General features: G+C 72.0%; 21 protein-coding genes. 6 read left to right on the top strand and 15 right to left on the bottom strand.

What is annotated here, in order from left to right; genetic code table 11:
- Positions 1 to 133 precede the first annotated feature (133 nt).
- The 7 genes from ABEA10_RS46685 to ABEA10_RS46655 form a co-directional block, all read right to left on the bottom strand.
- A complete protein-coding gene (locus tag ABEA10_RS46685; protein ID WP_345475140.1) occupies positions 134 to 1,783 on the bottom strand; it encodes a complex I subunit 5 family protein in 1,650 nt (549 codons plus the stop codon).
- Positions 1,780 to 2,124 (bottom strand): sodium:proton antiporter, encoded by a 345-nt coding sequence (locus tag ABEA10_RS46680; RefSeq protein ID WP_345475139.1) that lies wholly within the window; start codon positions 2,122 to 2,124, stop codon positions 1,780 to 1,782. The genes ABEA10_RS46685 and ABEA10_RS46680 overlap by 4 nt, the downstream gene beginning before the upstream one ends.
- Positions 2,125 to 2,188: 64 nt before the next feature.
- Complete coding sequence (locus tag ABEA10_RS46675; protein ID WP_345475138.1) at positions 2,189 to 2,869, bottom strand: MnhB domain-containing protein; 681 nt, start codon at positions 2,867 to 2,869, stop codon at positions 2,189 to 2,191.
- On the bottom strand, positions 2,866 to 3,135 hold the full coding sequence (locus tag ABEA10_RS46670) for a Na(+)/H(+) antiporter subunit B (protein WP_345475137.1): 270 nt from the start codon (positions 3,133 to 3,135) through the stop codon (positions 2,866 to 2,868). The genes ABEA10_RS46675 and ABEA10_RS46670 overlap by 4 nt, the downstream gene beginning before the upstream one ends.
- A complete protein-coding gene (locus ABEA10_RS46665; RefSeq protein ID WP_329261590.1) occupies positions 3,128 to 3,409 on the bottom strand; it encodes a monovalent cation/H(+) antiporter subunit G in 282 nt (93 codons plus the stop codon). Before ABEA10_RS46665 ends, ABEA10_RS46670 begins: the two co-directional genes overlap by 8 nt.
- Complete coding sequence (locus ABEA10_RS46660; RefSeq protein ID WP_329261593.1) at positions 3,406 to 3,669, bottom strand: MrpF/PhaF family protein; 264 nt, start codon at positions 3,667 to 3,669, stop codon at positions 3,406 to 3,408. Before ABEA10_RS46660 ends, ABEA10_RS46665 begins: the two co-directional genes overlap by 4 nt.
- Positions 3,666 to 4,124 carry a hypothetical protein gene (locus ABEA10_RS46655; protein WP_345475136.1) on the bottom strand — a complete coding sequence of 153 codons (459 nt, stop codon included), beginning with the start codon at positions 4,122 to 4,124 and terminating at the stop codon, positions 3,666 to 3,668. The genes ABEA10_RS46660 and ABEA10_RS46655 overlap by 4 nt, the downstream gene beginning before the upstream one ends.
- A 313-nt stretch (positions 4,125 to 4,437) precedes the next feature.
- Here ABEA10_RS46655 and ABEA10_RS46650 point away from each other — a divergent pair, with 313 nt between their 5' ends.
- Positions 4,438 to 5,484, top strand: coding sequence for a S1 family peptidase (locus tag ABEA10_RS46650; RefSeq protein WP_345475135.1), 1,047 nt, complete (start codon positions 4,438 to 4,440; stop codon positions 5,482 to 5,484).
- An 80-nt stretch (positions 5,485 to 5,564) separates the two neighbouring features.
- Here the strand turns inward: ABEA10_RS46650 and ABEA10_RS46645 are convergent, their stop codons facing one another.
- The 3 genes from ABEA10_RS46645 to ABEA10_RS46635 form a co-directional block, all read right to left on the bottom strand.
- Positions 5,565 to 5,723, bottom strand: a complete 159-nt coding sequence (locus ABEA10_RS46645) for a hypothetical protein (protein WP_345475134.1) — start codon at positions 5,721 to 5,723, stop codon at positions 5,565 to 5,567.
- Between the two features lie 112 nt (positions 5,724 to 5,835).
- On the bottom strand, positions 5,836 to 6,357 hold the full coding sequence (locus ABEA10_RS46640) for a CBS domain-containing protein (RefSeq protein ID WP_345475133.1): 522 nt from the start codon (positions 6,355 to 6,357) through the stop codon (positions 5,836 to 5,838).
- Complete coding sequence (locus ABEA10_RS46635; protein ID WP_345475132.1) at positions 6,354 to 6,779, bottom strand: pyridoxamine 5'-phosphate oxidase family protein; 426 nt, start codon at positions 6,777 to 6,779, stop codon at positions 6,354 to 6,356. Before ABEA10_RS46635 ends, ABEA10_RS46640 begins: the two co-directional genes overlap by 4 nt.
- A gap of 219 nt (positions 6,780 to 6,998) precedes the next feature.
- Here ABEA10_RS46635 and ABEA10_RS46630 point away from each other — a divergent pair, with 219 nt between their 5' ends.
- The 3 genes from ABEA10_RS46630 (at position 6,999) to ABEA10_RS46620 (ending at position 11,377) form a co-directional block, all read left to right on the top strand.
- On the top strand, positions 6,999 to 8,711 hold the full coding sequence (locus ABEA10_RS46630) for a GAF domain-containing sensor histidine kinase (RefSeq protein WP_345475131.1): 1,713 nt from the start codon (positions 6,999 to 7,001) through the stop codon (positions 8,709 to 8,711).
- A 154-nt stretch (positions 8,712 to 8,865) separates the two neighbouring features.
- On the top strand, positions 8,866 to 9,726 hold the full coding sequence (locus ABEA10_RS46625; protein ID WP_345475130.1) for a universal stress protein: 861 nt from the start codon (positions 8,866 to 8,868) through the stop codon (positions 9,724 to 9,726).
- Between the two features lie 151 nt (positions 9,727 to 9,877).
- Positions 9,878 to 11,377 carry a nitrilase-related carbon-nitrogen hydrolase gene (locus ABEA10_RS46620; RefSeq protein ID WP_345475129.1) on the top strand — a complete coding sequence of 500 codons (1,500 nt, stop codon included), beginning with the start codon at positions 9,878 to 9,880 and terminating at the stop codon, positions 11,375 to 11,377.
- A 1-nt stretch (position 11,378) separates the two neighbouring features.
- On the opposite strand, the gene ABEA10_RS46615 is transcribed toward ABEA10_RS46620, so the two are convergent.
- The 5 genes from ABEA10_RS46615 to ABEA10_RS46595 all read right to left on the bottom strand — a co-directional run bounded on the left by ABEA10_RS46615 (position 11,379) and on the right by ABEA10_RS46595 (position 17,040).
- Positions 11,379 to 12,185 (bottom strand): HAD-IIA family hydrolase, encoded by an 807-nt coding sequence (locus ABEA10_RS46615; protein ID WP_345475128.1) that lies wholly within the window; start codon positions 12,183 to 12,185, stop codon positions 11,379 to 11,381.
- 120 nt (positions 12,186 to 12,305) lie between these two features.
- Positions 12,306 to 14,069 carry an ATP-binding SpoIIE family protein phosphatase gene (locus tag ABEA10_RS46610; RefSeq protein ID WP_345475126.1) on the bottom strand — a complete coding sequence of 588 codons (1,764 nt, stop codon included), beginning with the start codon at positions 14,067 to 14,069 and terminating at the stop codon, positions 12,306 to 12,308.
- Positions 14,066 to 14,734, bottom strand: a complete 669-nt coding sequence (locus ABEA10_RS46605) for a class I SAM-dependent methyltransferase (protein ID WP_345475125.1) — start codon at positions 14,732 to 14,734, stop codon at positions 14,066 to 14,068. Before ABEA10_RS46605 ends, ABEA10_RS46610 begins: the two co-directional genes overlap by 4 nt.
- A gap of 115 nt (positions 14,735 to 14,849) precedes the next feature.
- The gene (locus ABEA10_RS46600; RefSeq protein ID WP_345475124.1) at positions 14,850 to 15,374 is read right to left on the bottom strand and encodes a hypothetical protein; all 525 of its coding nucleotides are present in this window, start codon (positions 15,372 to 15,374) and stop codon (positions 14,850 to 14,852) included.
- A gap of 61 nt (positions 15,375 to 15,435) precedes the next feature.
- Complete coding sequence (locus ABEA10_RS46595) at positions 15,436 to 17,040, bottom strand: adenylate/guanylate cyclase domain-containing protein (RefSeq protein WP_345475123.1); 1,605 nt, start codon at positions 17,038 to 17,040, stop codon at positions 15,436 to 15,438.
- Positions 17,041 to 17,169: 129 nt separating this feature from the next.
- Between ABEA10_RS46595 and ABEA10_RS46590 the strand changes: the two genes are divergently transcribed.
- Together ABEA10_RS46590 and ABEA10_RS46585 are read left to right on the top strand one after the other, a co-directional pair.
- Positions 17,170 to 18,096, top strand: coding sequence for an aldo/keto reductase (locus ABEA10_RS46590; protein ID WP_345475122.1), 927 nt, complete (start codon positions 17,170 to 17,172; stop codon positions 18,094 to 18,096).
- 207 nt (positions 18,097 to 18,303) lie between these two features.
- The gene (locus ABEA10_RS46585; RefSeq protein ID WP_345475121.1) at positions 18,304 to 19,191 is read left to right on the top strand and encodes a hypothetical protein; all 888 of its coding nucleotides are present in this window, start codon (positions 18,304 to 18,306) and stop codon (positions 19,189 to 19,191) included.
- The last annotated feature ends 76 nt before the right edge of the window (positions 19,192 to 19,267 follow it).

The raw sequence follows: 19,267 nt of genomic DNA, 5'->3' as shown, positions 1-19,267 counted from the left end.
CACCGCGTCACGCCCACGCGAGCCATGACACGATCCGGACCCATGAGACGGACCTCACCTGGCCCGCCGTCCGTGCCACGGTGCCCGCGTCGCGGTACGTCTCCGTGACCGTTCACTGTCCCGTGAAGTAGCGTCAGGCCAGCAGCAGCACCCCGAACAGGGCGACGCCCGCCAGCAGCCAGGCCACATAGTCGCCGACGTGCCCGGAGTGCAGGCGGTGCAGCACGGTCGCGCGCGGCAGGTGACCCCGGACGCCCAGCACCGCGATCCCGAACGCCAGCGCCACCGCCGGCAGGCCCGACACCACGCTCTTCACCGTCCACGGTGCCGGCTCCGCTCCGGGCAGGAGCGGTGCGACGGCGTGCCCGAGCACCGCACCCGGCAGCAGTCCCAGCAGCAGTCCCGCGATCACCAGCAGCAGGCCCGGCGCCAGCATCGTCCACGGCAGCCGTGACAGCCTGACCTCCGTCTCCGGGTCGTGGTGGTCGTCGGTGCCCGGGAGCCGCTGCCCCACGCCGTGGAACACCCGCAGCCACACCCGCAGCACCGCCCCCGCCGTCAGGGCCGACGCGATGATGCCGAGGGCCAGGATCCAGTGCCCGCCCTCCTCCTCGATCAGGGCCTTGCCCGCCCAGGTGCCCGACGGCGGCAGGCCCGCCAGGCCGACGCCGCCGAGGAGGAAGATCGCGCTGGTGAGGTGCATCGACCGTCCACGGCCGTGCAGGTCGTGCTCGTCGACCGTCTCGTACCGGTTCAGCAGCGCCCCCGCCCCGACGAACAGGCCCGCCTTCACGCCCGCGTGGCCGATCAGGTACCAGGCGGCGCCGGCCAGCGCGTCCGCGCGCAGCAGGCCGAGGCCGACGAGGAGAAGACCGACGTGGCTGACCGTGGAGTACGCGAGCAGCCGCTTGATGTGCCGTTGCAGCACGCACATGACCCCGCCGAGCAGCGCCGCCGCGGAGCCGAAGACGATCAGCGCCGTACGGACCGGGGCGGCCGGGACGGCGTGCGCGAAACTCGTCAGGTACGTCCGGGCCACCGCGTACACGCCGAGTTCCACCATCACGCCGGAGAACAGCATGCAGACCGGCGTCGGCGCCACGGCGTGCGCGTCCGCCAGCCAGAAGTGGAAGGGCACCGCCGCCGCCTTCACCAGGAAACCGGTGCAGATGAGGACGAAGGAGACGGTCACCAGTGCGTCGTGGCCGTGCAGGTGCCGGCCGACCGCGGCGAAGCCGAGCTGGCCCGTACGCGCGTAGACGAGCGCGATGCCGGTGAGGGTGAGATAGGCCCCGAGGGAGTTCACGATGCCGAAGTTCAGCGCGCCGTGCACGGTCTCCGGCTCCTCGGGCTGGTACCCGGTCAGCGCGTACGCGACGACGCTCATCAGCTCGAAGAACACGAAGGCGTCGAACAGGTCCCCGGTGAGCGTGAACGCGCACATCGAGCCGCTGAACAGCAGCACCAGCGTGTGGAAGATCGCCTGAACGTCGTCGAAGTAGTGCCAGGAGACGACGAGCGCGCACAGCGCCACGGACGCGACCGTCAGCGCCAGTCCGGCCCCGGTCATGTCGCCGACCAGGGCGATGCCGACGCCCTCGCCCCAGCCGCCCATCCACACCGTGGTGCCCCCCTGGGCGAGCACCAACGCGAGCAGCACGATCTGCGCGGACACCGTGCCCGTGGCCAGGGCGTCGGCGGCGAACCGCGGCAGCCGCCGCCCCACCGCCGCGAGCAGCGCGGCCACCGCGAACGGCAGCCCGATCGCGAGTTGCAGGATCACGGTTCGAGCGAGCGCAGCTCGTCCGGGTCGACCGTGCCGCGGCGCTTGGCCACCTGCACCGTGAGGGCGAGGAGCAGCGCGGTCACCGTCGCACCGACCACGATGTCGGTGAGCGTCATCGCCTGCACCAGCGGGTCGACGACGTTCCGTGTGGGCTTGATGTCGGAGAAGACGGGAGCGGTCGCCTTCTTCTGGTAGCCGACGGTGAGCAGGAGCACGTACGTCGCGGACTGCGCCACCGACAGGCAGACGACGGCGTGGACGAGGTTCCGGCTGGTCACGATGCCGTAGATGCCGACGAGCAGGATCCAGCCCGGGATCAGGTAGGGGAGATGACTCATGAGCCCTTCTTCGTCGGGGGAGAGACCATGGACGCTGTGTCGCCGATTCGCTCACTCCGTTCGCTCATGAGTCCTTCCTCACGAGAAGGGCCTGCTCGAAGAACTTGGCCAGCGCCAGCACGAACGCGCAGCCGACCTCGAGGCCGACCACCGCGTTCATGGCCTTGACCTGCCCGGCGAACCACAGCGCCAGCACGACGAACGCGCCCGCCGCGAGCGCCTCGCCGGTCTCGAACATCGGAATCGGCCGGATCCGGGCGAGCGCGGGGTAGTCGCCGGCCAGGTAGACCAGATGGATCGCGCTGCCGAGGACCACGCCGCCCTGGAAACCGCCGCCGGGGGACAGGTAACCGTGCGCGACGATGTAGACGCCCGTCATCAGCGTGATCGGCAGCAGCAGGTACCCGGTGATGCGCAGCGCGTCGAAGACCTGGGCGGCGCCGTACGCGTGCTCGCCCGCGGACTCCTCCTGCTCGGCGCGCACGGTCCGCAGCACCAGAACGGTGGCGAGCGCGGAGGCCATGAGGATCAGCTCCTCACCGAGCGTGTCGAGCGCCCGCTGGTCGAAGTTGATCGAGGAGATGACGTTGGGGGTGTGGTGGGCGAGCGCGTTCGGCAGCGTCCGCTGGCCGTACGGGTGGACGGTGCCGCCGAACCCGGGCAGCCGGAACGCGGCCAGCGCGAACAGCACCGCCAGCCCGATGCCGCCGACGGCCAGCACGAGCAGCCGCACCCGGCCGGTCACGACTCGTCTCCTTCGTCGGGTTCGCGCGTGTGGTGGCGGCGGATCGCGTGGATCGCCAGCATCACGATGAGGGGGACGACCACCGTGCCGACGCCGGTCTGCGACATCGCCACGTCGGGCGCCTGGAGCACGACGAACAGGACCGCCAGCACGATTCCGTACCCGGACAGCACGATCGCCTGCCGCGCCGGGTCGCGGGTGAGCACGACCGCGGTCGCCATGAACGCCGTCAGCAGCAGGGCGGCGATGATCAGCACCTCACTCATGGGAGACCCGCCTTCCGGCGCGCGCCGTGGTGATGACGGTCGCCGGCCCGGTGACGAGGAGCAGCAGCCCGATAAAGATGATCTTCACCACGTCGTGCCAGGACGACCACGGCGCGAGGGCGAGCCCGGCGGTCACGAGGGGCGTGGCGATCACCGAGCCGATCGAGATGAAGTGCAGGCGCAGGAAGCGGTCGCGGTTCAGCAGCAGCCACAGCGTGGCGAACGCCATCAGCGCCGTGCCCGCCCAGATCAGCACGGCGCTCGCCACGCTCACGCGGTGCCCCCGAGAAAGCGCGCGTACACCAGGGAGCCGGCGAACGACAGCAGCGCCATGACGAACGCCGCGTCGAGGTAGGCCGGCCGCCCGTACCCGGCGGCCAGCAGCATGAGCACGAGCGTCGCGGCCGGCCCGGCGATGATGAGCCCGGCGAGCCGGTCCACCGGCTCGCCCCGCAGTGTCGCGAGCAGGCAGGGGAACAGCGCGGCCACCAGCAGCGCGAACGCGGCCGGCAGCCCCACGGCCAGGGCGGTCATCGCGTCACCTCGCGTTCGAGCGCGGACGGCCGGTCGCCGATCCGGTGGACGATGAGCGTGTTCCGGTCGGGGTCGACGTCCGCCACGTAGGTGTTCGGCGCGACGGACAGCGCCAGCGCGCCGAACCCGCGTCGCGCCGCCGACCGATCGTCTCGGGGCAGGCGGATCTCGGCGAACGCCCCGTGCGGGTGCACCAGCAGGCGCACGAATCCGCTGACGGCCTGGTCCGGCAGGCGCAGCAACCACCGCAGCCATCCGGCGCGGGGCCAGTAGATCTCGTCGTTGTCGGAGGCCAGCAACGTGCGGCGGGTGAGGACCGCCGCCGCGCCCCACACGACCCCGCTGATCGCTCCGACCACGATCTCGGTCAGTGAGATGGTGGAGATGATCGCCAGGTACACCGCGAACAGGACCACGGCCCACACCGCCGCTTCGATGAACTCCCGTCGTCTCATGCCGCCGTTCGTTCCCCCGTACGTGGCGTGAATGCACCGACGACGCCACGACCCGCACACTCGCGGGAACGGATGACGGACGGTGACCTCCGAGGCGAAATGGCCGGATTGGGACGTTCCAACCCCCTTGCGCGGGGTTTACAAGCCTTGTCAGGGTTTCTGATGGCTAGGCAGCCGGTTCTCACCCCCCGCTCCGGCAGCCGCGGGAAATGCCATCGTGTCGGCATGTCCCGGGCCGCCGGGAGCCGAGCGCCAGTGCCCATGCCGTCCCGGGGCGCGCCACACGGGCGTGCCCGACGAACTGGGAGGCACGTTGAAGTCCATTCCCCTGACCCGGCGTACCGGTATGGCCGTCGCGGCCGCCGGAGTCCTCGCGATCGCGGTCGTCCCCGCGGCCCATGCGGCGACCCCGAGCCCCACCCCGCAGTCGAAGGTCGCCTCTGACCTGGCCCGGCAGCTCGGGTCCCGTTCCGCCGGCGCGTATATCGACGCCTCGCACCAGCTGGTCGTCACGGTGACCAACGCGGCCGACGCGAAGACCGTCAAGGCCGCCGGGGCGACACCGAAGACCGTCGCACGTACGGGCGCGCAACTCCAGGCGGCGAAGAAGGCCCTGGACGACGCCGCGGTGCCGGGTACCGCGCGGATGATCGACCCGAAGACGAACCAGGTCGTCGTCGCGGTTGACAGCACTGTCACGGGCGACCGTCTCAGCAAGGTCGAGAAGGCCGCGTCCGCGCAGGGCGCCGCCGTCCGCATCCGGCACGTGAGCGGAAAGTTCCGTCCGCTCATCGGCGGCGGCGACGCCATCTGGGGCAGCGGCTACCGCTGCTCGCTCGGGTTCAACGTGACCACCAGCAGCGGCGCCGCCGGCTTCATCACCGCCGGGCACTGCGGCAACGTGGTCAGTACGTGGTACTCCGACCAGGGCGAGAGCAGCGAGCTCGCCACGACCGGAAAGAGCGTGTTCCCGGGCAACGACTACTCGATCGCCACGTACACGGGCAGCGCCTCACACCCCAGCGAGGTCGACCTGTACAACGGCTCCACGCAGGCGATCAGCGGCGCAGGTGACGCGACGGTCGGCGAGTCCGTCAAGCGCAGCGGCAGCACGACCGGCGTGCACGGCGGCACCGTGACCGCCGTCGGCGCGTCGGTGACGTACGAGGAGGGCACGGTCAACGGGCTCATCGACACGAACGTGTGCGCCGAGCCCGGTGACAGCGGCGGTGCGCTGTTCGACGGCGGCACCGCGCTCGGTCTCACCTCCGGCGGCAGCGGCGACTGCAGCTCCGGCGGCGAAACGTTCTTCCAGCCGGTCCCGGCCGCGCTGAGCGCCCTGGGCGCCGGCATCGGCTGAGCCTCCGGTGACGGGACCCCTTCGGCCTGGTCCGGAGGGGTCCTTCGCCGGTCCGGACCGCCGTGCGCAGGCGGGCGCCGTCAGCGGGCGGGCGGCGGGTCGGTGTGCTCGTGCAGTTCCCGGGAGAGGGCCTGCACGGCGTGCGCGAGAAGAGCCACCTTCGTCTCGAGTTGAAGGATGCGTTCTTCCAGGTGGGCGGCCGAGGGGGCGCGGAACCCGATGTTAATCTGCCGTGTCATCCTGCCTTCTCTCGTTTGCTGAACGGCCCCGCCGGCTCACTCGGCGCTAACTCGGCGCACACTCAGCGGCCCCGTCGCGCCCGGCATCGGGGCTCGGCGCGGTGACCGGCGGTCAGCGCGGCGCCCGGGGTCCGCGCGGCGCCGCACCGCCCTCGGCGTACCGGCTCGGCAGCACCGGCTCGATGCGGTACAGCGTCGGGCGTCCCAGGTGGCCCGGCGTCGGCCGGTGCCTGCGTCCCGCTACGGCGGCGACCAGGTCCCGTGCGGTGATCAGTCCGACGAGCCGGTCCTCGCCGTCGGTGACGGCCACGAAGTCCAGTTGGGCGGCGAGCATCGCCCGCGCCGCCGCCGCGACCGAGTCCGAGACGCCGACCTGCGGCATGAGGCGGTGGCCCACGACCGTGCTCACCGGCATGCGCATGCGGTCCGGTCCGCCGCCGTCCCACGCGGCGGCCATCGTCTCGGCGTCCAGGACGCCGATGCAGTGACCGTCGGTGCTGACCACCGGCACGTGGTGATACCCGCCCTGGCGCATGAGTTCCCACGCCATGAGCGTGGTCTCCTCGGCCGCGACGGTGAGCACCTCGGTGGACATCACGTCGCCAACGAGGCTCTCCTCGAAGCTCGAGGTCATCGTGTGGCCTCCAGATAGGTCGGGTGGATCCGCCGTCCGCTGACGTACTCGCCGCGAATGCGGATGAAGTAGCCGAGGCCTCCGGGGGCCCACGATCTCAACGGGAGCCGGGAGAGGCGCTCGATCTCGGTGGCGACGCGGACGACCCGTGCTTCCCCGATCACGGTGACCGACCAGCCCGAGCGGCTGCCCGGCTCGAAGGCGTCGGTCTCGAACGCGACGACCGCACCGCGGGCCGAGGCCAGCTTCGAGCCCGGCGGCATCGAGATGATCACGTCGTCGCCGTCGAACACGAAGTGGACCGGCTCGATCGCGGGCAGCGCACGGTCGGTGAAGACCACCCGGCCGAGCGTCACGGACCGCATCAGCGCCAGGCAGTCGTCGCGATCAAGGACCTCGATCCCGTTCGCGTCGAGTCTCATGGCTCGATACTCCCCGGGGCTCCGATCGGCGGGCAGGGGCGAAGGTCCCGGCGAGGCCCGCCATTCCTCCGCATCGGGCCCCGATGGGGAGGACCTTCGCCTGGGTAGGACCTGGAGCGGTCCTGCCGAAATGCCGCCCGACCTCGTCTTTCATACTGGTCTGAGCAGGACTTGCCGATCGGGGCAGGACGTTGACGCGGAGAACGGGAGGCATGCGCCGTGCGCCCTGAAGGGCGGCCCGGGGACGATCGCGCGGGCCGGGTGCTGCCGCAGCTACGGCTGGACGATCTTCTCGCCGAACTGCAGTCGCGGGTGGCGGCGGTGCTCGCCACCCGAGACCGGGTCCACGCGCTCCTCGACGCGGTCGTCTCGATCGAGAGCGATCTCGAGCTGGACACCGTGCTGCACCGGATCGTCGAGGCGGCGGCCGCGCTGGTCGACGCCCGGTACGGAGCGCTCGGGGTGATCGGCCAGGACGACCGGCTGTCGCGGTTCGTGACCGTCGGCATCAGCGAGGAGGAGATCAAGGCGATCGGCTCCTGGCCGACGGGCCAGGGCATCCTCGGCCTGCTGATCAAGGAACCGGCGTCGATCCGGCTGGCCGACCTTTCCACGCATCCGGCCTCGTCGGGGTTCCCGCCCGCCCATCCGCCGATGCGCCGGTTCCTGGGCGTGCCCGTACGCGTGCGCGACGAGGTGTTCGGCAACCTCTACCTGACCGAGAAGGCCGGGGGCGGAGAGTTCGACAAGGACGACGAGAGCGTGGTCGCCGCCCTCGCCACGGCCGCCGGTGTGGCGATCGAGAACGCCCGTCTCTACGAGGAGGCCCGGCGGCGCGAACGCTGGCGGGAGGCCTCGGCCGAGGTGTCCACCTCGCTGCTGTCCGGCACCGCGCCGGCCGAGGTGCTCACCCTGGTGGCGCGGCGCGCCCGGGAGATCTGTGACGCCGGCTACGCCATGGTGGCGCTCGCGGAGGGGGAGGAGCTCACCGTCCAGGCGGCCGACGGGGAGCACGCCGACGCGCTCGCCGGGCGCCGGCTGCGGATCGACGACGTGCTGGCCGGGCGGGTGTTCCGCACCGGCGAGTCGCTGCTGCTGGCCGACGCCGGGGAGGCCGCCCGCGAGGTGAGGTCACCGCCGCCCGTGCCGCTGGAGGCCGTCCTGATCGTCCCCATGGGGACCGGACGGGAGGTACGCGGCGTGCTGGCGGTGGCCAACGCTCCGGGCCGCCCGGCCTTCACCAGGTCCGCCCAGCGGCTGCTGGAGGCGTTCGCCGCCCAGGCGGCGGTCGCCATCGAGCTGGCCGAACGCCGCCGCGACGCGGAGCGCCTCGTCCTGCTGGAGGACCGGGACCGGATCGCCAAGGACCTGCACGACACCGTCATCCAGCGCCTGTTCGCCACGGCCATGACGCTGATGAGCGCGATGAAGATGACCGACCGGCCCGACGTCGCCGTACGGGTCCAGCGCGCGGTCGACGACCTCGACGAGACGATCCGCCAGATCCGCTCGACGATCTTCGCGCTGCAGGCGGTGCCCGGCGCCCATCCCGCACTGCGCGAACGGATCCTGGAGGTCGTCCAGGGGGCCACGGAGAGCCTGGGATTCGCGCCCGCCGTACGCCTGGAGGGCCTGCTGGACACCGCGGTGAGCGCCGAGACCGGCGAACATCTGGTCGCCGTGCTCCAGGAGGCCCTGTCCAACGTCGTACGGCACGCGCACGCGCGCCACGTGCACGTCACGGTCGACGCCGGCGACTCCCTGGTGCTCGTGGTCGAGGACGACGGCACCGGCATCCCGCCGTGCGGCCGGCGCAGCGGCCTGCGCAACCTCGCCGAACGGGCCCGCGCCCTCGGCGGCTCCTTCGAGATTCGCGACCGGGAGGGCGGCGGGAGCGTCCTGGACTGGCGGGTCCCGCTGCGCCGCGACTGACCCGAGTGCCTCCGGCCGAGGCGAGCGACCCCGGACGGACCTCATATAGGGGACTTTCGACCTCTTTCTGACGTCCGGTCGCCGCCGAGACGCTGGGGGAAGCAGCCGCGGCGGCCGACGGGGCCCCGCCGCGCGCCGACCACCAGGAGACATCATGATCCAGCCGATCGTCGTCGGAACCGACGGCTCGTCCCGAGCCGACCTCGCCGTGGAATGGGCCGCGGACGAGGCGACCCTGAGACGCCGGCCGCTGCACATCGTGCACGCGGCCGAACGCTGGGAACACGACATGCCGTTCTACACGGTGCCCGGGACCTGCGAGTCACTGACGGAGACGGGCGAGCACGTGCTCGCCGAGGCCGTCGAACGCGCCGCCAAGGCCCGTCCCGGCCTGCCGGTCACCAGCGAACTGGTCTTCGACGCGCCCGTACGCGCGCTGCGGTCACAGGGCCGGCGGGCGGGCGAGATCGTGGTCGGCCATCGCGGGCTCGGCGGATTCGCCGGGATGCTGCTCGGCTCCACCGGACTGCGGCTCGCCGCCCACGTCCCGGTCCCGACGGTCGTCGTGCGCGGCGAGGCCCGGGAGCGCCGGCACGAGGTGCTCGCCGGCGTGGACCTGTCGGAGGACACCGAGGCGTCCGGTGCGTCCAAGGCGTCCGAGGCGGTGCTCCGGTACGCGTTCGAGGCCGCGGCGCTGCGCGACGCGTGGGTCCACGTCGTACACGCCTGGCAGGTACCCGCCATGCTGCCCACCGTCTCGGTGTGCGAGGCCGAGGCCGTGACCCGTGACCGCCTCGACGACGCGCTCGCCCCCTGGCGGGCGCGTTATCCGGATGTCGGCGTGGTCGAGCAGACGCCCCGTGCGCACCCGGTGGGCGCGCTCACGGCCTGCTCCTCCCGTGCCGTCCTCCTCGTCGTCGGGCCCGGCCGCCGCGAGACCCGGCTCGGTTCCGTGGCTCACGGCGTCATCCACCACGCCGACTGCCCCGTCGCCCTCGTCGGCCTCCCGGGGTGACCGGCTCCGGCGGCGTACGGGCCGGCGTCGCTCGCGGCCCGGCCGCGGATGGCCCGCGCGAGTGAGGTCGTGTTCATACTTCCCGGCGATGTCCGACCAGGCCGACGCGAGAAGGATCGACGCCGTTCCCATCGCGAAAGGAGACTGGTCGGTGGTCTCGAAGAGTCGGTCGGTCGTCGCTGTGGCCGGGGTCACGGTGGCGTCGGCGCTGCTGTTCCACTTCGGTACCGGTCTGCGGCCGGTGCCGTGGCTCACCTGGCTCGCGCCGTTTCCGGTGCTGATGCTCGCACCGCGGGTGCGCGCACGCACCGCGTTCGGCGCCGCCGCCGTCGCGTGGCTGGGCGGCGAGACGGCGATGTGGGGGTACTTCCTCGGCACCGTGCGGATACCGCCGCCCATGGTCGTCCTCATCATCGTCGGCTCGGCCCTGCTCTTCGGGCTCGTGGTCCTGCCGACGCGGGCGCTGCTGCTGCGGGGGCGGCCCCTGCTGGCGGCCGCCGCCTTCCCGGCGGGCTGGGTCACCGTGGAGTACACGGTGTCGCTGACGGCGCCGAACGGCGCCTGGTGGAGCCTGGCCTACAGCCAGGCCGGTGTCCTGCCCGTCCTGCAGACCGTGTCGATCACCGGCGTGTGGGGCGTCACCTTCCTCGTCATGGGAGCGCCGGCCGCGGTGGCGGCCCTGTTCGCACCGGACGCGAAGGGACGGCTGCGCGTGGCCGTGGCCGCGGCGACGGTCCTGGTCCTGGCGCTGGGGTACGGCGGGTGGCGGCTGCGTTCCCCGGACGGCCGGCAGACCGAACGGGCGGCGCTGGTGTCGACCGACCGGACGATCGATCCGGTCTCCGTGGACACCCCCGCCGGCCGGGACCTGCTCGACGCGTACACCGCCCGGATCCGCTCCCTGACCGCGCCCCACATCCGCGTGGTGGTGCTCCCCGAGAAGGTGTTCATGGCCGATGACGCGAGCCTGCCCGCGCTCACGGGTCCCCTGTCCCGCCTCGCGGTCGAGCGGCACGCCGACATCATCGCCGGGCTGGTCCTCAGGCGGGGCGGCGCGCTGTACAACGTGGCGGTCGACCTCCCGCCCGACGGCGGACGCCCGGTCACTTACGTGAAGCGGCATCTGGTCCCCGGTGCGGAAAGCGCCCTCACGCCGGGTGACGGAACCGCCTTCGTGCCCGGCACCGGCACGCGCTGGGCCATCGCCATCTGCTTCGATCTGGACTTCCCCGGCCTCGTACGCGACTACCGACGCAGTGGTGCCACCGCGCTGTTCGCGCCGGCCTGGGACTTCACCGACGACGCGTGGCTGCACAGCCGGATGGCGGTGACCCGCGGGGTCGAGAACGGCATGACCCTGGTGCGCGCCTCGCGGCAGGGCGCGCTGACGGTGAGCGACCCGCACGGTCGCGTACGGGCGGAGGCGCGTACGTCCGGCGCGTCGATCGTCTCCGTCACCGCCGACCTGCCGACGCGGGCGGTCGCCACGCTGTACACCCGGCTCGGCGACTGGTTCGCGTGGGGCTGCGCTCTGCTGTTCGTCGCCGCGGCCGCGCTGTCGTACCTCGCCCGGGCCGGCCGGACCGGGAGCGGCGAGACGCACCGGACCGGCGCGCGTCGGCCGGACGTCCGCCCGAACGCGCCCGTCTGAGTCACGGAACTTCCGGCCCCGGCTCGTCGTCGACCATGTCCACGAGGTCGGCGATCGAGTCGGTGATGCGTGACGGGCGGAAGGGGAAGCGGTCGACGTCGCCCGCCTGGGTCACGCCGGTGAGGACGAGGATCGTGTAGAGGCCCGCCTCCATGCCCGAGACGACGTCGGTGTCCATCCGGTCGCCGATCATGGCCGTCGTCTCCGAGTGGCCGCCCACGGTGTTGAGGGCGCTGCGCATCATCAGCGGGTTCGGCTTGCCGACGAAGTAGGGCGTGACGTTGGTGGCCTTGGTGATCAGCGCGGCGACCGCCCCCGTCGCGGGAAGGGAGCCCTCGGCCGACGGGCCGATCGGGTCCGGGTTGGTCGCGATGAACCGCGCGCCGTTGTCGATGAGGCGGATCGCCCGGGTGATCGAGGTGAAGCTGTACGTACGGGTCTCGCCGAGGACGACGTAGTCGGGATCGATGTCGGTCAGGACGTACCCCACCTCGTGCAGCGCGGTCGTCAGCCCAGACTCGCCCAGCACGAAGGCCGACCCGTGCGGCCGCTGGTCGTGCAGGAACTGCGCGGTCGCCAGCGCGGAGGTGTAGATCGACTCGACCGGGACGTCGAGGCCGGCCGCTCGCAGCCGTACGTGAAGGTCCCGGGGCGTGTAGATCGAGTTGTTCGTCAGGACGAGGAACCGTCGCCCGGCCTTGGTCAGCCGCTCCAGGAACTCACGCGCCCCGGGCACCGGCTGGCCCTCGTGGACCAGGACGCCGTCCATGTCCGTCAACCAGCATTCGATCTTTCTGCGCTCACTCATGCGCTCAATATCCCGCAATAACGTGAACGGGCGGTATGCCGGGTCAGGGGTCCGCGGTGATGGCAGACGCCGGTCTCGCTCGCCGGTCTCCCCGTCCGCCGGGTTCCTTGCCCGGAGACGTCACAGCGTGAGCTCGAACCAGACCGCCTTGCCCGCCGCCGTGTGGCTCGCGCCCCACCGGCTGGAGAGCTTGTCGACGAGGTAGATGCCGCGCCCGGACTCGTCGTCGTCGCCGGGTTCGCGCAGGACGGGCAGGTGGGGATCGTCGTCGGTGACCTCGCACAGCAGGGTCTCGGTGCGGAGTAACCGCATGGTGATCGGGCGCGTGGTGTAGCGGATCGCGTTGGTGACGAGCTCGGTGGCGAGGAGGGAGGCGGCGTCGATCTGGTCCTCCAGCCCCCAGCCGGTGAGCGTGCTGGCGATCAGTCCCCGTACGTGGCGCGGCGCCTGCGCGTGCGGACGCATGATCCAGTTGGCGACGCCGGCGCTCGGGATGCCGTCGAACCGCGCGATGAGGAGCGCGACGTCGTCCTCCCGTTCGCCGGTGCGCAGGGCGCGCAGGACGTTCTCGCACAGGTCGTCAGGCGGGTCGGACACCTTCGTCAGGCTCTCGCGCAGGGCGTCGAGGCCCTCGGTGATGTCCAGGTCGCGCGTCTCGACCAGGCCGTCGGTGCACAGCGCGATCAGCGTGCCGTCCGGCGCGGGCACCTCGATCGTCTCGAACGCGACGTTGCCCACGCCGAGCGGCACGCCGGCCGGCACCGGGACCAGTTCCGTACGGCCGTCGGCGTAGGCGAAGACCGGAGGGACGTGCCCGGCGTTCGCGATCGCGCAGCGCCGGGCAACCGGGTCGTACACGCAGTAGACGCACGTGGCGAGGAACTGTTCTCCGGACTGCCCGACGGTCTCCTCGAACAGCTGGTCGAGGTGGCGCAGCACCTGGTCCGGGGGAGGGTCGAGGGCGGCGAGTGTGCGCACGGCGGTACGGAGCTGGCCCATCGTGGCGGCCGAGTGCACGCCGTGCCCCATGACGTCGCCGACGATGAGCGCGACCCGGCTGCCGGGCAGCGGGACGGCGTCGAACCAGTCGCCGCCGACCTGCGCGGCCGGGTTGCCCGGCAGGTAGCGGTAGGCGATCTCCACGCCGGGCAGCCGCGGCGGGTGCTTGGGCAGCATGCTGCGCTGGAGCGCGTCCGCGACGCGCGCCTCCCGCTGGTACAGCAACGCCTTGTGCGCGCCGAGCGCCGCCTGGTCGGCCATCAGCGTGGCGGTCAGCACGTCGGTCTCGTCGAAGCCGGGACGCCCGGCCGAGCGCAGCAGCACCGCGAACCCGAGCAGGTGCCGGCCCGCCCGGAGAGGGACGACGATGAGCGCCCCGGGCCCCGCCGCGGGCAGGAGGCAGCCGAGGTCGTCGTGGCCGCCGGAACCGGCGCGGCCGGGCCCGGCGGTGTCCCGGCCGTCCGAATCCGTGCCGTCCGGGCCGGGATCGGGCCACACGACGAGCTGCCCGCTGGTGACGCTGGCCGCGAACGGGCCGGTCAGCTCGGAGACGGCGACCTTGCCGACGAGCGCGTGAGCCGCCGGGGCGCCACCCCGGCCGTCCGGCCGGGCGGGGGCAGAGTGGCAGGCGACCTTGCGTAACACGCCGTCCGACGGCGCACCGGGCGACTCGGGCGACTCGGGCGGTTCGCCGTCGGTGAGCACCACCTCGTACAGGTAAGCCGCGGCGAGGTCGGCGACGCGCGGCACCGCCGTCTCGCAGAGCGAGGTCATGACCTGTGTCAGCTCCAGGTCACCGCCGATCCGCACCGTCGCGGCGTGCAGGAAGGCGAGATGCTCGTGTACGTCGGACGGGTCCGGCCGCCCGTGGCCCCGCCACCTCACCGAAGGCCGTCGCGGCGGCAGAACAGGAACAGCTGCACCTCGGGCAGGAGCTCGGCGCTGGCCGGAGCGTACGTCAGGTGGCGCAGCTCGGTGACCTCGAACCCCGCCTCGGCGACGAGCGCCACCAGTTCGTCGCGCATGTACCCGCTCACGCGTACGGGACTGCCGAGGAACTGGATCGGCGTGTCGTCCAGGTCCGCCTCCACCATGCCGAGCACGAAATGACCTCCCGGCTCGAGCAGGTCGTGAATGTTCTTGAGCGCGAGAGGGATCTCCGCCCGCGGCAGCATCAGCAGCGAGAAAAACGCGACGACCGCCGCGAATTCCCCCAAAGATGCATCAAGCTCCTCGATGGGGCGGTGGAGGAATTCCGCTTCCGGCACGTCCCGGCGGGCCAGCCGGAGCATCTCCTCGGAGATGTCGATCCCGACCACCGAGTGACCGGCGTCGGCGAACTGCCGCGCGGTCGGTGAGCCCGTGCCGCATCCGGCGTCGAGGATCCGCGCCCGGGGCGGGAGCAGGTCGAGCAGCCGGCGCACGGCCGAGAGCTGACCGTCCTTGTGCGGGAACGCCTCGTCGTAGCGCTCCCCGATCCGGTCGAACGCCCAGGCCTGAGCGGTCTGCCGATCGGCCTGGAAACCCAAGACGTGCGGAGCCTGGGTCATCACACCGTCCCTCCTCGCACTCCGGCTGCGTCGAGCGTGGTGCCTATTCAACACGGATTCCGGCTCAACCTCCGCAGAACTCCGCTTACATGCGTTGACAGAATTGGTGACGAGCTCACAGATCCAAGGCGGACAGGACCACGCGGGGCCGGGCTTTGTCGGATTCGTCCACCGCCACCTGACGTTCGAACTGTCCGGTGGAGGTCGGGAACTCACCGTAATAGCGCGGATGGGAAAGGGACACCGACCCGAAGCCGCAGCTCGGGCCCTCCACCGGCGCGGGAACTTCGTCGTCCGAGCCGTCCGCCGTGTCGACGCGGGGCAGGCCCGCTGTGGCCAGGAAGGCGTGCAGCCCGGACGCGGTGGTCTGGAAGGACAGTTGCAGGCTGTACTCGCCGAAGAGCGGGTGCAGGTCGGAGGAGAAGCGCAGGTCCTTCGCATCCGCCGGGATCGTGACTCCGAAGTGCCCGGCGACCTCGGCCAGGGAGACGTTGCTGCCCGGACAGGCCCGCGGATCGCGCACGTCCGGCCCGCGAGGGTCCCAGGTCAGCACCTGCCAGACGATGAAGATCGCCCCCACCAGGAGGAGGGCGGCGCACGCGGTCGCCGTTAACAGGCAGCCGCGACGAGGCAGGGACATCCGAGCTCCGATCGCTGCGTGTCGCGGAAGAATACCGGGCCGCTCGGGCGGTCGTTCCGGCCTACTTGCGGTGGTTGAGGATGCGCAGGACCCGCTGGATCGTCCGCGGGGGAGGCGGGCCGAACGGCGAGGCGAGGCGGGTACGGGCGGGGCGGCCGCGCAGGGTCACCGTGTTGCCCAGGCGCCAGCGGGACGCCTCGCCGTCGTGCGCCGCGCGGACCACCGTGGCCGACGCCAGGAGGCGTTCGTCGGTGCTCTTGGCCAGGTCGCTCAGCCGGGCGGCCTCGTTGACCGGGTCGCCGATGACGGTGTATTCCAGCCGCTGTTCCGCGCCGATGTGCCCGGCCACGACCTGTCCCGAGGACACCCCGATGCCCGCGTGCAGCTGGGGCAGCTCGGCCCGCAGCCGGTGGGACAGCTTGCGTGCGGCGGCGAGCGCCTGACCGGCCGGGTCCTCCAGGGGCTGCGGCGCGCCGAAGACGGCCAGCGCCGCGTCGCCCTGGAACTTGTTGATCAGGCCGCCGTGCGCGGACACGACCTCGACGACGATGCCGAAGTACGCGTTGAGCAGGCCGACCACCTCACCGGGCGGCCGGGTCGCGGCCAGCCGCGTCGAGCCCTTGAGGTCGGCGAAGATGACGGCCGCCTCGCAGACCTCGCCGCCGAGGGCGACGCCGTGTTCGAGCGCGTGCCGGGCGACGTCCTCGCCGACGTGCCGGCCGAACAGGTCGCGGATCCGCTCGTTCTCGCGCAGGCCGGCGGCCATGTGGTTGAAGCCCGCCTGCAGGCCGCCCAGCTCGCCCGCGTCGTACACGGGAACGGATGCCTGCAGGTCGCCGCGTTCGACCCGGGCCAGGCCCTCCCGTACCGACCGGACCGGGTCGGCGACCGCACGCGCGGCGATGTAGGTGACCTCGAACCCGACCAGCAGCGCCACCCCGCCGAGCACGAGGATCGTGACCGCGAGCTGCGTCAGCGACATGCCGCTCACCACCAGGGCGGCCACCGCGGTGATGACCAGGCCGAGCAGGGGCACACCGGTGCCGAGCGCCCAGGCCAGCATGGTGCGCGGCGTGATGCCGAACCATCCGTCGCGCGGGGTCGCGCGCGACGCCATCACGACGGCCGCGAACGGCCGCAGCAGGCGTTCGGCGAGCAGGTAGACGATCGCGCAGGTGGTGATGGCGCCGAGCAGGGTGATCATGCTCACCTTGAGCGCGAGCAGCGGAGAGTAGGCCAGGTCGATGGCGGCCCATCCGGCGGCTCCGCACCCCCACAGCGTCGCCTGCATCGCCATCAGCCGCAGCGGCCCGCGCAGGACCGCGCGGCGTTCGGTCTCGGACGGCTCCCCGTCGTGGGCGGCGAAGGTGCGCAGCGGCCGGCACAACCGCCACCCCCACACGATCCCGAACGGCGCGCCGAACACCACGTACGAGGAGAACACCACCAGATTGACCAGACGCACGCGCGCGGGGTCGGACAGCCCCGGCGGGTCGGGCATCACGAAGGTCGAGAACACCAGGACGAACAGCGCACCGGCGAGGTTGGCGCCCCCCACCGCGATGATGAGCATCCACCGCGTACGGCGTTCGAGGTCGGCGCGAGAGACGCCGGTCGGCCCGTCGAGCCACGCCCGGAGCCGCTCGGCCTGCTGCCTGCCGCCCACCGCCATCCCTCCCGTCGCGGGACATTCGGGGACACTAGTGTTACCGAAAGCCGGTCGGCCGACGACGGTGGGCATCCGATTGGCCGGGAAACCCGGAAGAACATGGTGAGAATCGGGGGAACGGTACGCATGCGGATGGGTATCGGGCTGGCGGCCCTGGGCAGGCCCGCGTACATCAACCTCGGCCGCGAGGGCGCGCTGCCCGCGGAGCGTACGGTCGAGGCGATGCGGGCCGCGACCTGGGAGGTGCTCGACGCCGCGTACGCGGCCGGGGTCCGGTGGATCGACGCCGCGCGGTCCTACGGCCGGTCGGAGGAGTTCCTCGCGGGCTGGCTGGACGAGCGCGGGCACACCGACGTCACGGTCTCCAGCAAGTGGGGGTACGCCTACGTCGGCGGCTGGCGTACCGACGCCGGGGTGCACGAGGTCAAGGAGCACTCTCTGGACCGGTTCCGCGCGCAGCTCGCCGAGACGCGGGCGCTCCTCGGTGACCGGCTCGACGTGTACCAGGTGCACTCCCTGACCGCCGGCAGTCCTCTCTTCGGCGACGCCGCGCTGCTCGACGCCCTGGCGGAGCTGGCCGCCGAGGGCGTGCGCGTCGGGTTCTCCACCTCCGGGCCCGCCCAGGCCGAGACCGTACGCCGGGCGCTCGCGCTGGAGGTCGCCGGGCGGCGTCTGTTCACGACGGTCCAGTCGACATGGAACGTCCTGGAGTCCTCCGCCGGCGACGCCCTGGCCGAGGCGCATGACGCCGGCGCGCACGTCATCGTCAAGGAGGGGCTGGCCAACGGCCGCCTGGCGGCCGAGCCGCCCGAGACCGTACGGCGCGTGGCGGCCGGGCGCGGCCTGACCGCGGACACGGTCGCGCTGGCGGCGGTCCTCGCGAGGCCGTGGGCGGACACGGTGCTGTCCGGGGCGGTCAGCGTGCAGCAGATCCGGACGAACCTCGCGGCGGAGTCCATTCCCCTCGAACCGGGCGAATTGCGCGATTTGTCCGCTCTGGCCATGTCGCCCGACGCATATTGGCAGGCCAGGGCCGCGCTGCCCTGGAACTGAGGGCGACCGAAACGCGAAGTCATCGCCTATGGTCGGGTGAATGTCGGGACATGGTCGTTTCCATGCGCGAATATGACTCTTGATACCCGATGAGTAACCCGCGATCATCGGGGCCTGTGAGACGAGGAAACCCGATGTCGATTCGACGCCGCTCGGAAGGCCCGGCGCATGGGTGCCGCTGACATCAAGGGAGCCATCCTTGCGGCGATGGCGACGATCATCTATTACCTGGGGTTCATCGTCTTCCGGGTCGCGGCGAACCGCATGCCCGTGCTGCGCGGCACCCGTCCGCTGCAGCTGATCAGGTACACCTACACGAACTGGCTCTGGCTCACCGGCCTGGTCATCGTTCTGTCGGGCGTCGTCACGCAGGTCGAGGCGCTGACGATGCTGCCGCTCAGCCTGGCCGAGCCGATCTTCGTCGCCAGCCTGGCGTTCATCCTCTTCTACGCCGGCGTGTTCTTCCGCGAACGGCTGACCGGCCGCGAGTGGTCCAGCATCGCGCTGTTCGGGGTCGCGACCGTGTGCATCGGCGTCTCCAACGGCGACCGCGAGGTGCTGACCAACAGTGTCGCCGGCCCGGCCGTGCTGGCCGCCGTGGTCGTCCCGGGCGTCCTGATCAGCGCGGTGGTGCTGGTCGGCGGCGACGTGCGCGCGTTCGGCCGGCACGCCCGGCCGCTCGCCGGGGTCGCGTACGGGTTCGGGTCCGGCATCAGCCTCGGCATCTCCGAGCTGGCGATCAAGGGTGTCGCCTCGGTCTACAGCACGCACGGCCTGGCCGCCGCCGCGTACACGACGCCGTATCCGTACGTCGCGGTCGGGATGGCGGTGTTCGGGCTGGCCCAGCTGCAGATCGGGCTGCAACGATGCCGGATGTCGATCGTCGTGACGGTGCTGACCGTGGCGGCGAAGACGGAGCTGGCGCTGTTCGGGCCGCTGCTCTACAAGGAGCCCTGGCCGGCCGACCGGCTCCTGATGGCACTGCGACTCGGCGGGTTCGGCCTGGCGCTGGTGGCCCTGGTGCTGTTCCCCCGGCACGAGACCGCCCAGGAGCCGACCGGTCTCCCCGTGCTCGCCACCCGCGAACGCGCCTGAGAACGAGAGCCACCCGCGAACGATCCTCGGCGTGCCGACCCGTCCGCGGTCTCCGGACACAGCGAGCCAGTGCCCT

The sequence above is a fragment of the Actinoallomurus oryzae genome (assembly GCF_039541955.1).
In the GTDB taxonomy this organism is placed as follows: Bacteria; Actinomycetota; Actinomycetes; order Streptosporangiales; family Streptosporangiaceae; genus Actinoallomurus; species Actinoallomurus oryzae.
This window is presented reverse-complemented; position numbering and strand designations above follow the sequence as displayed.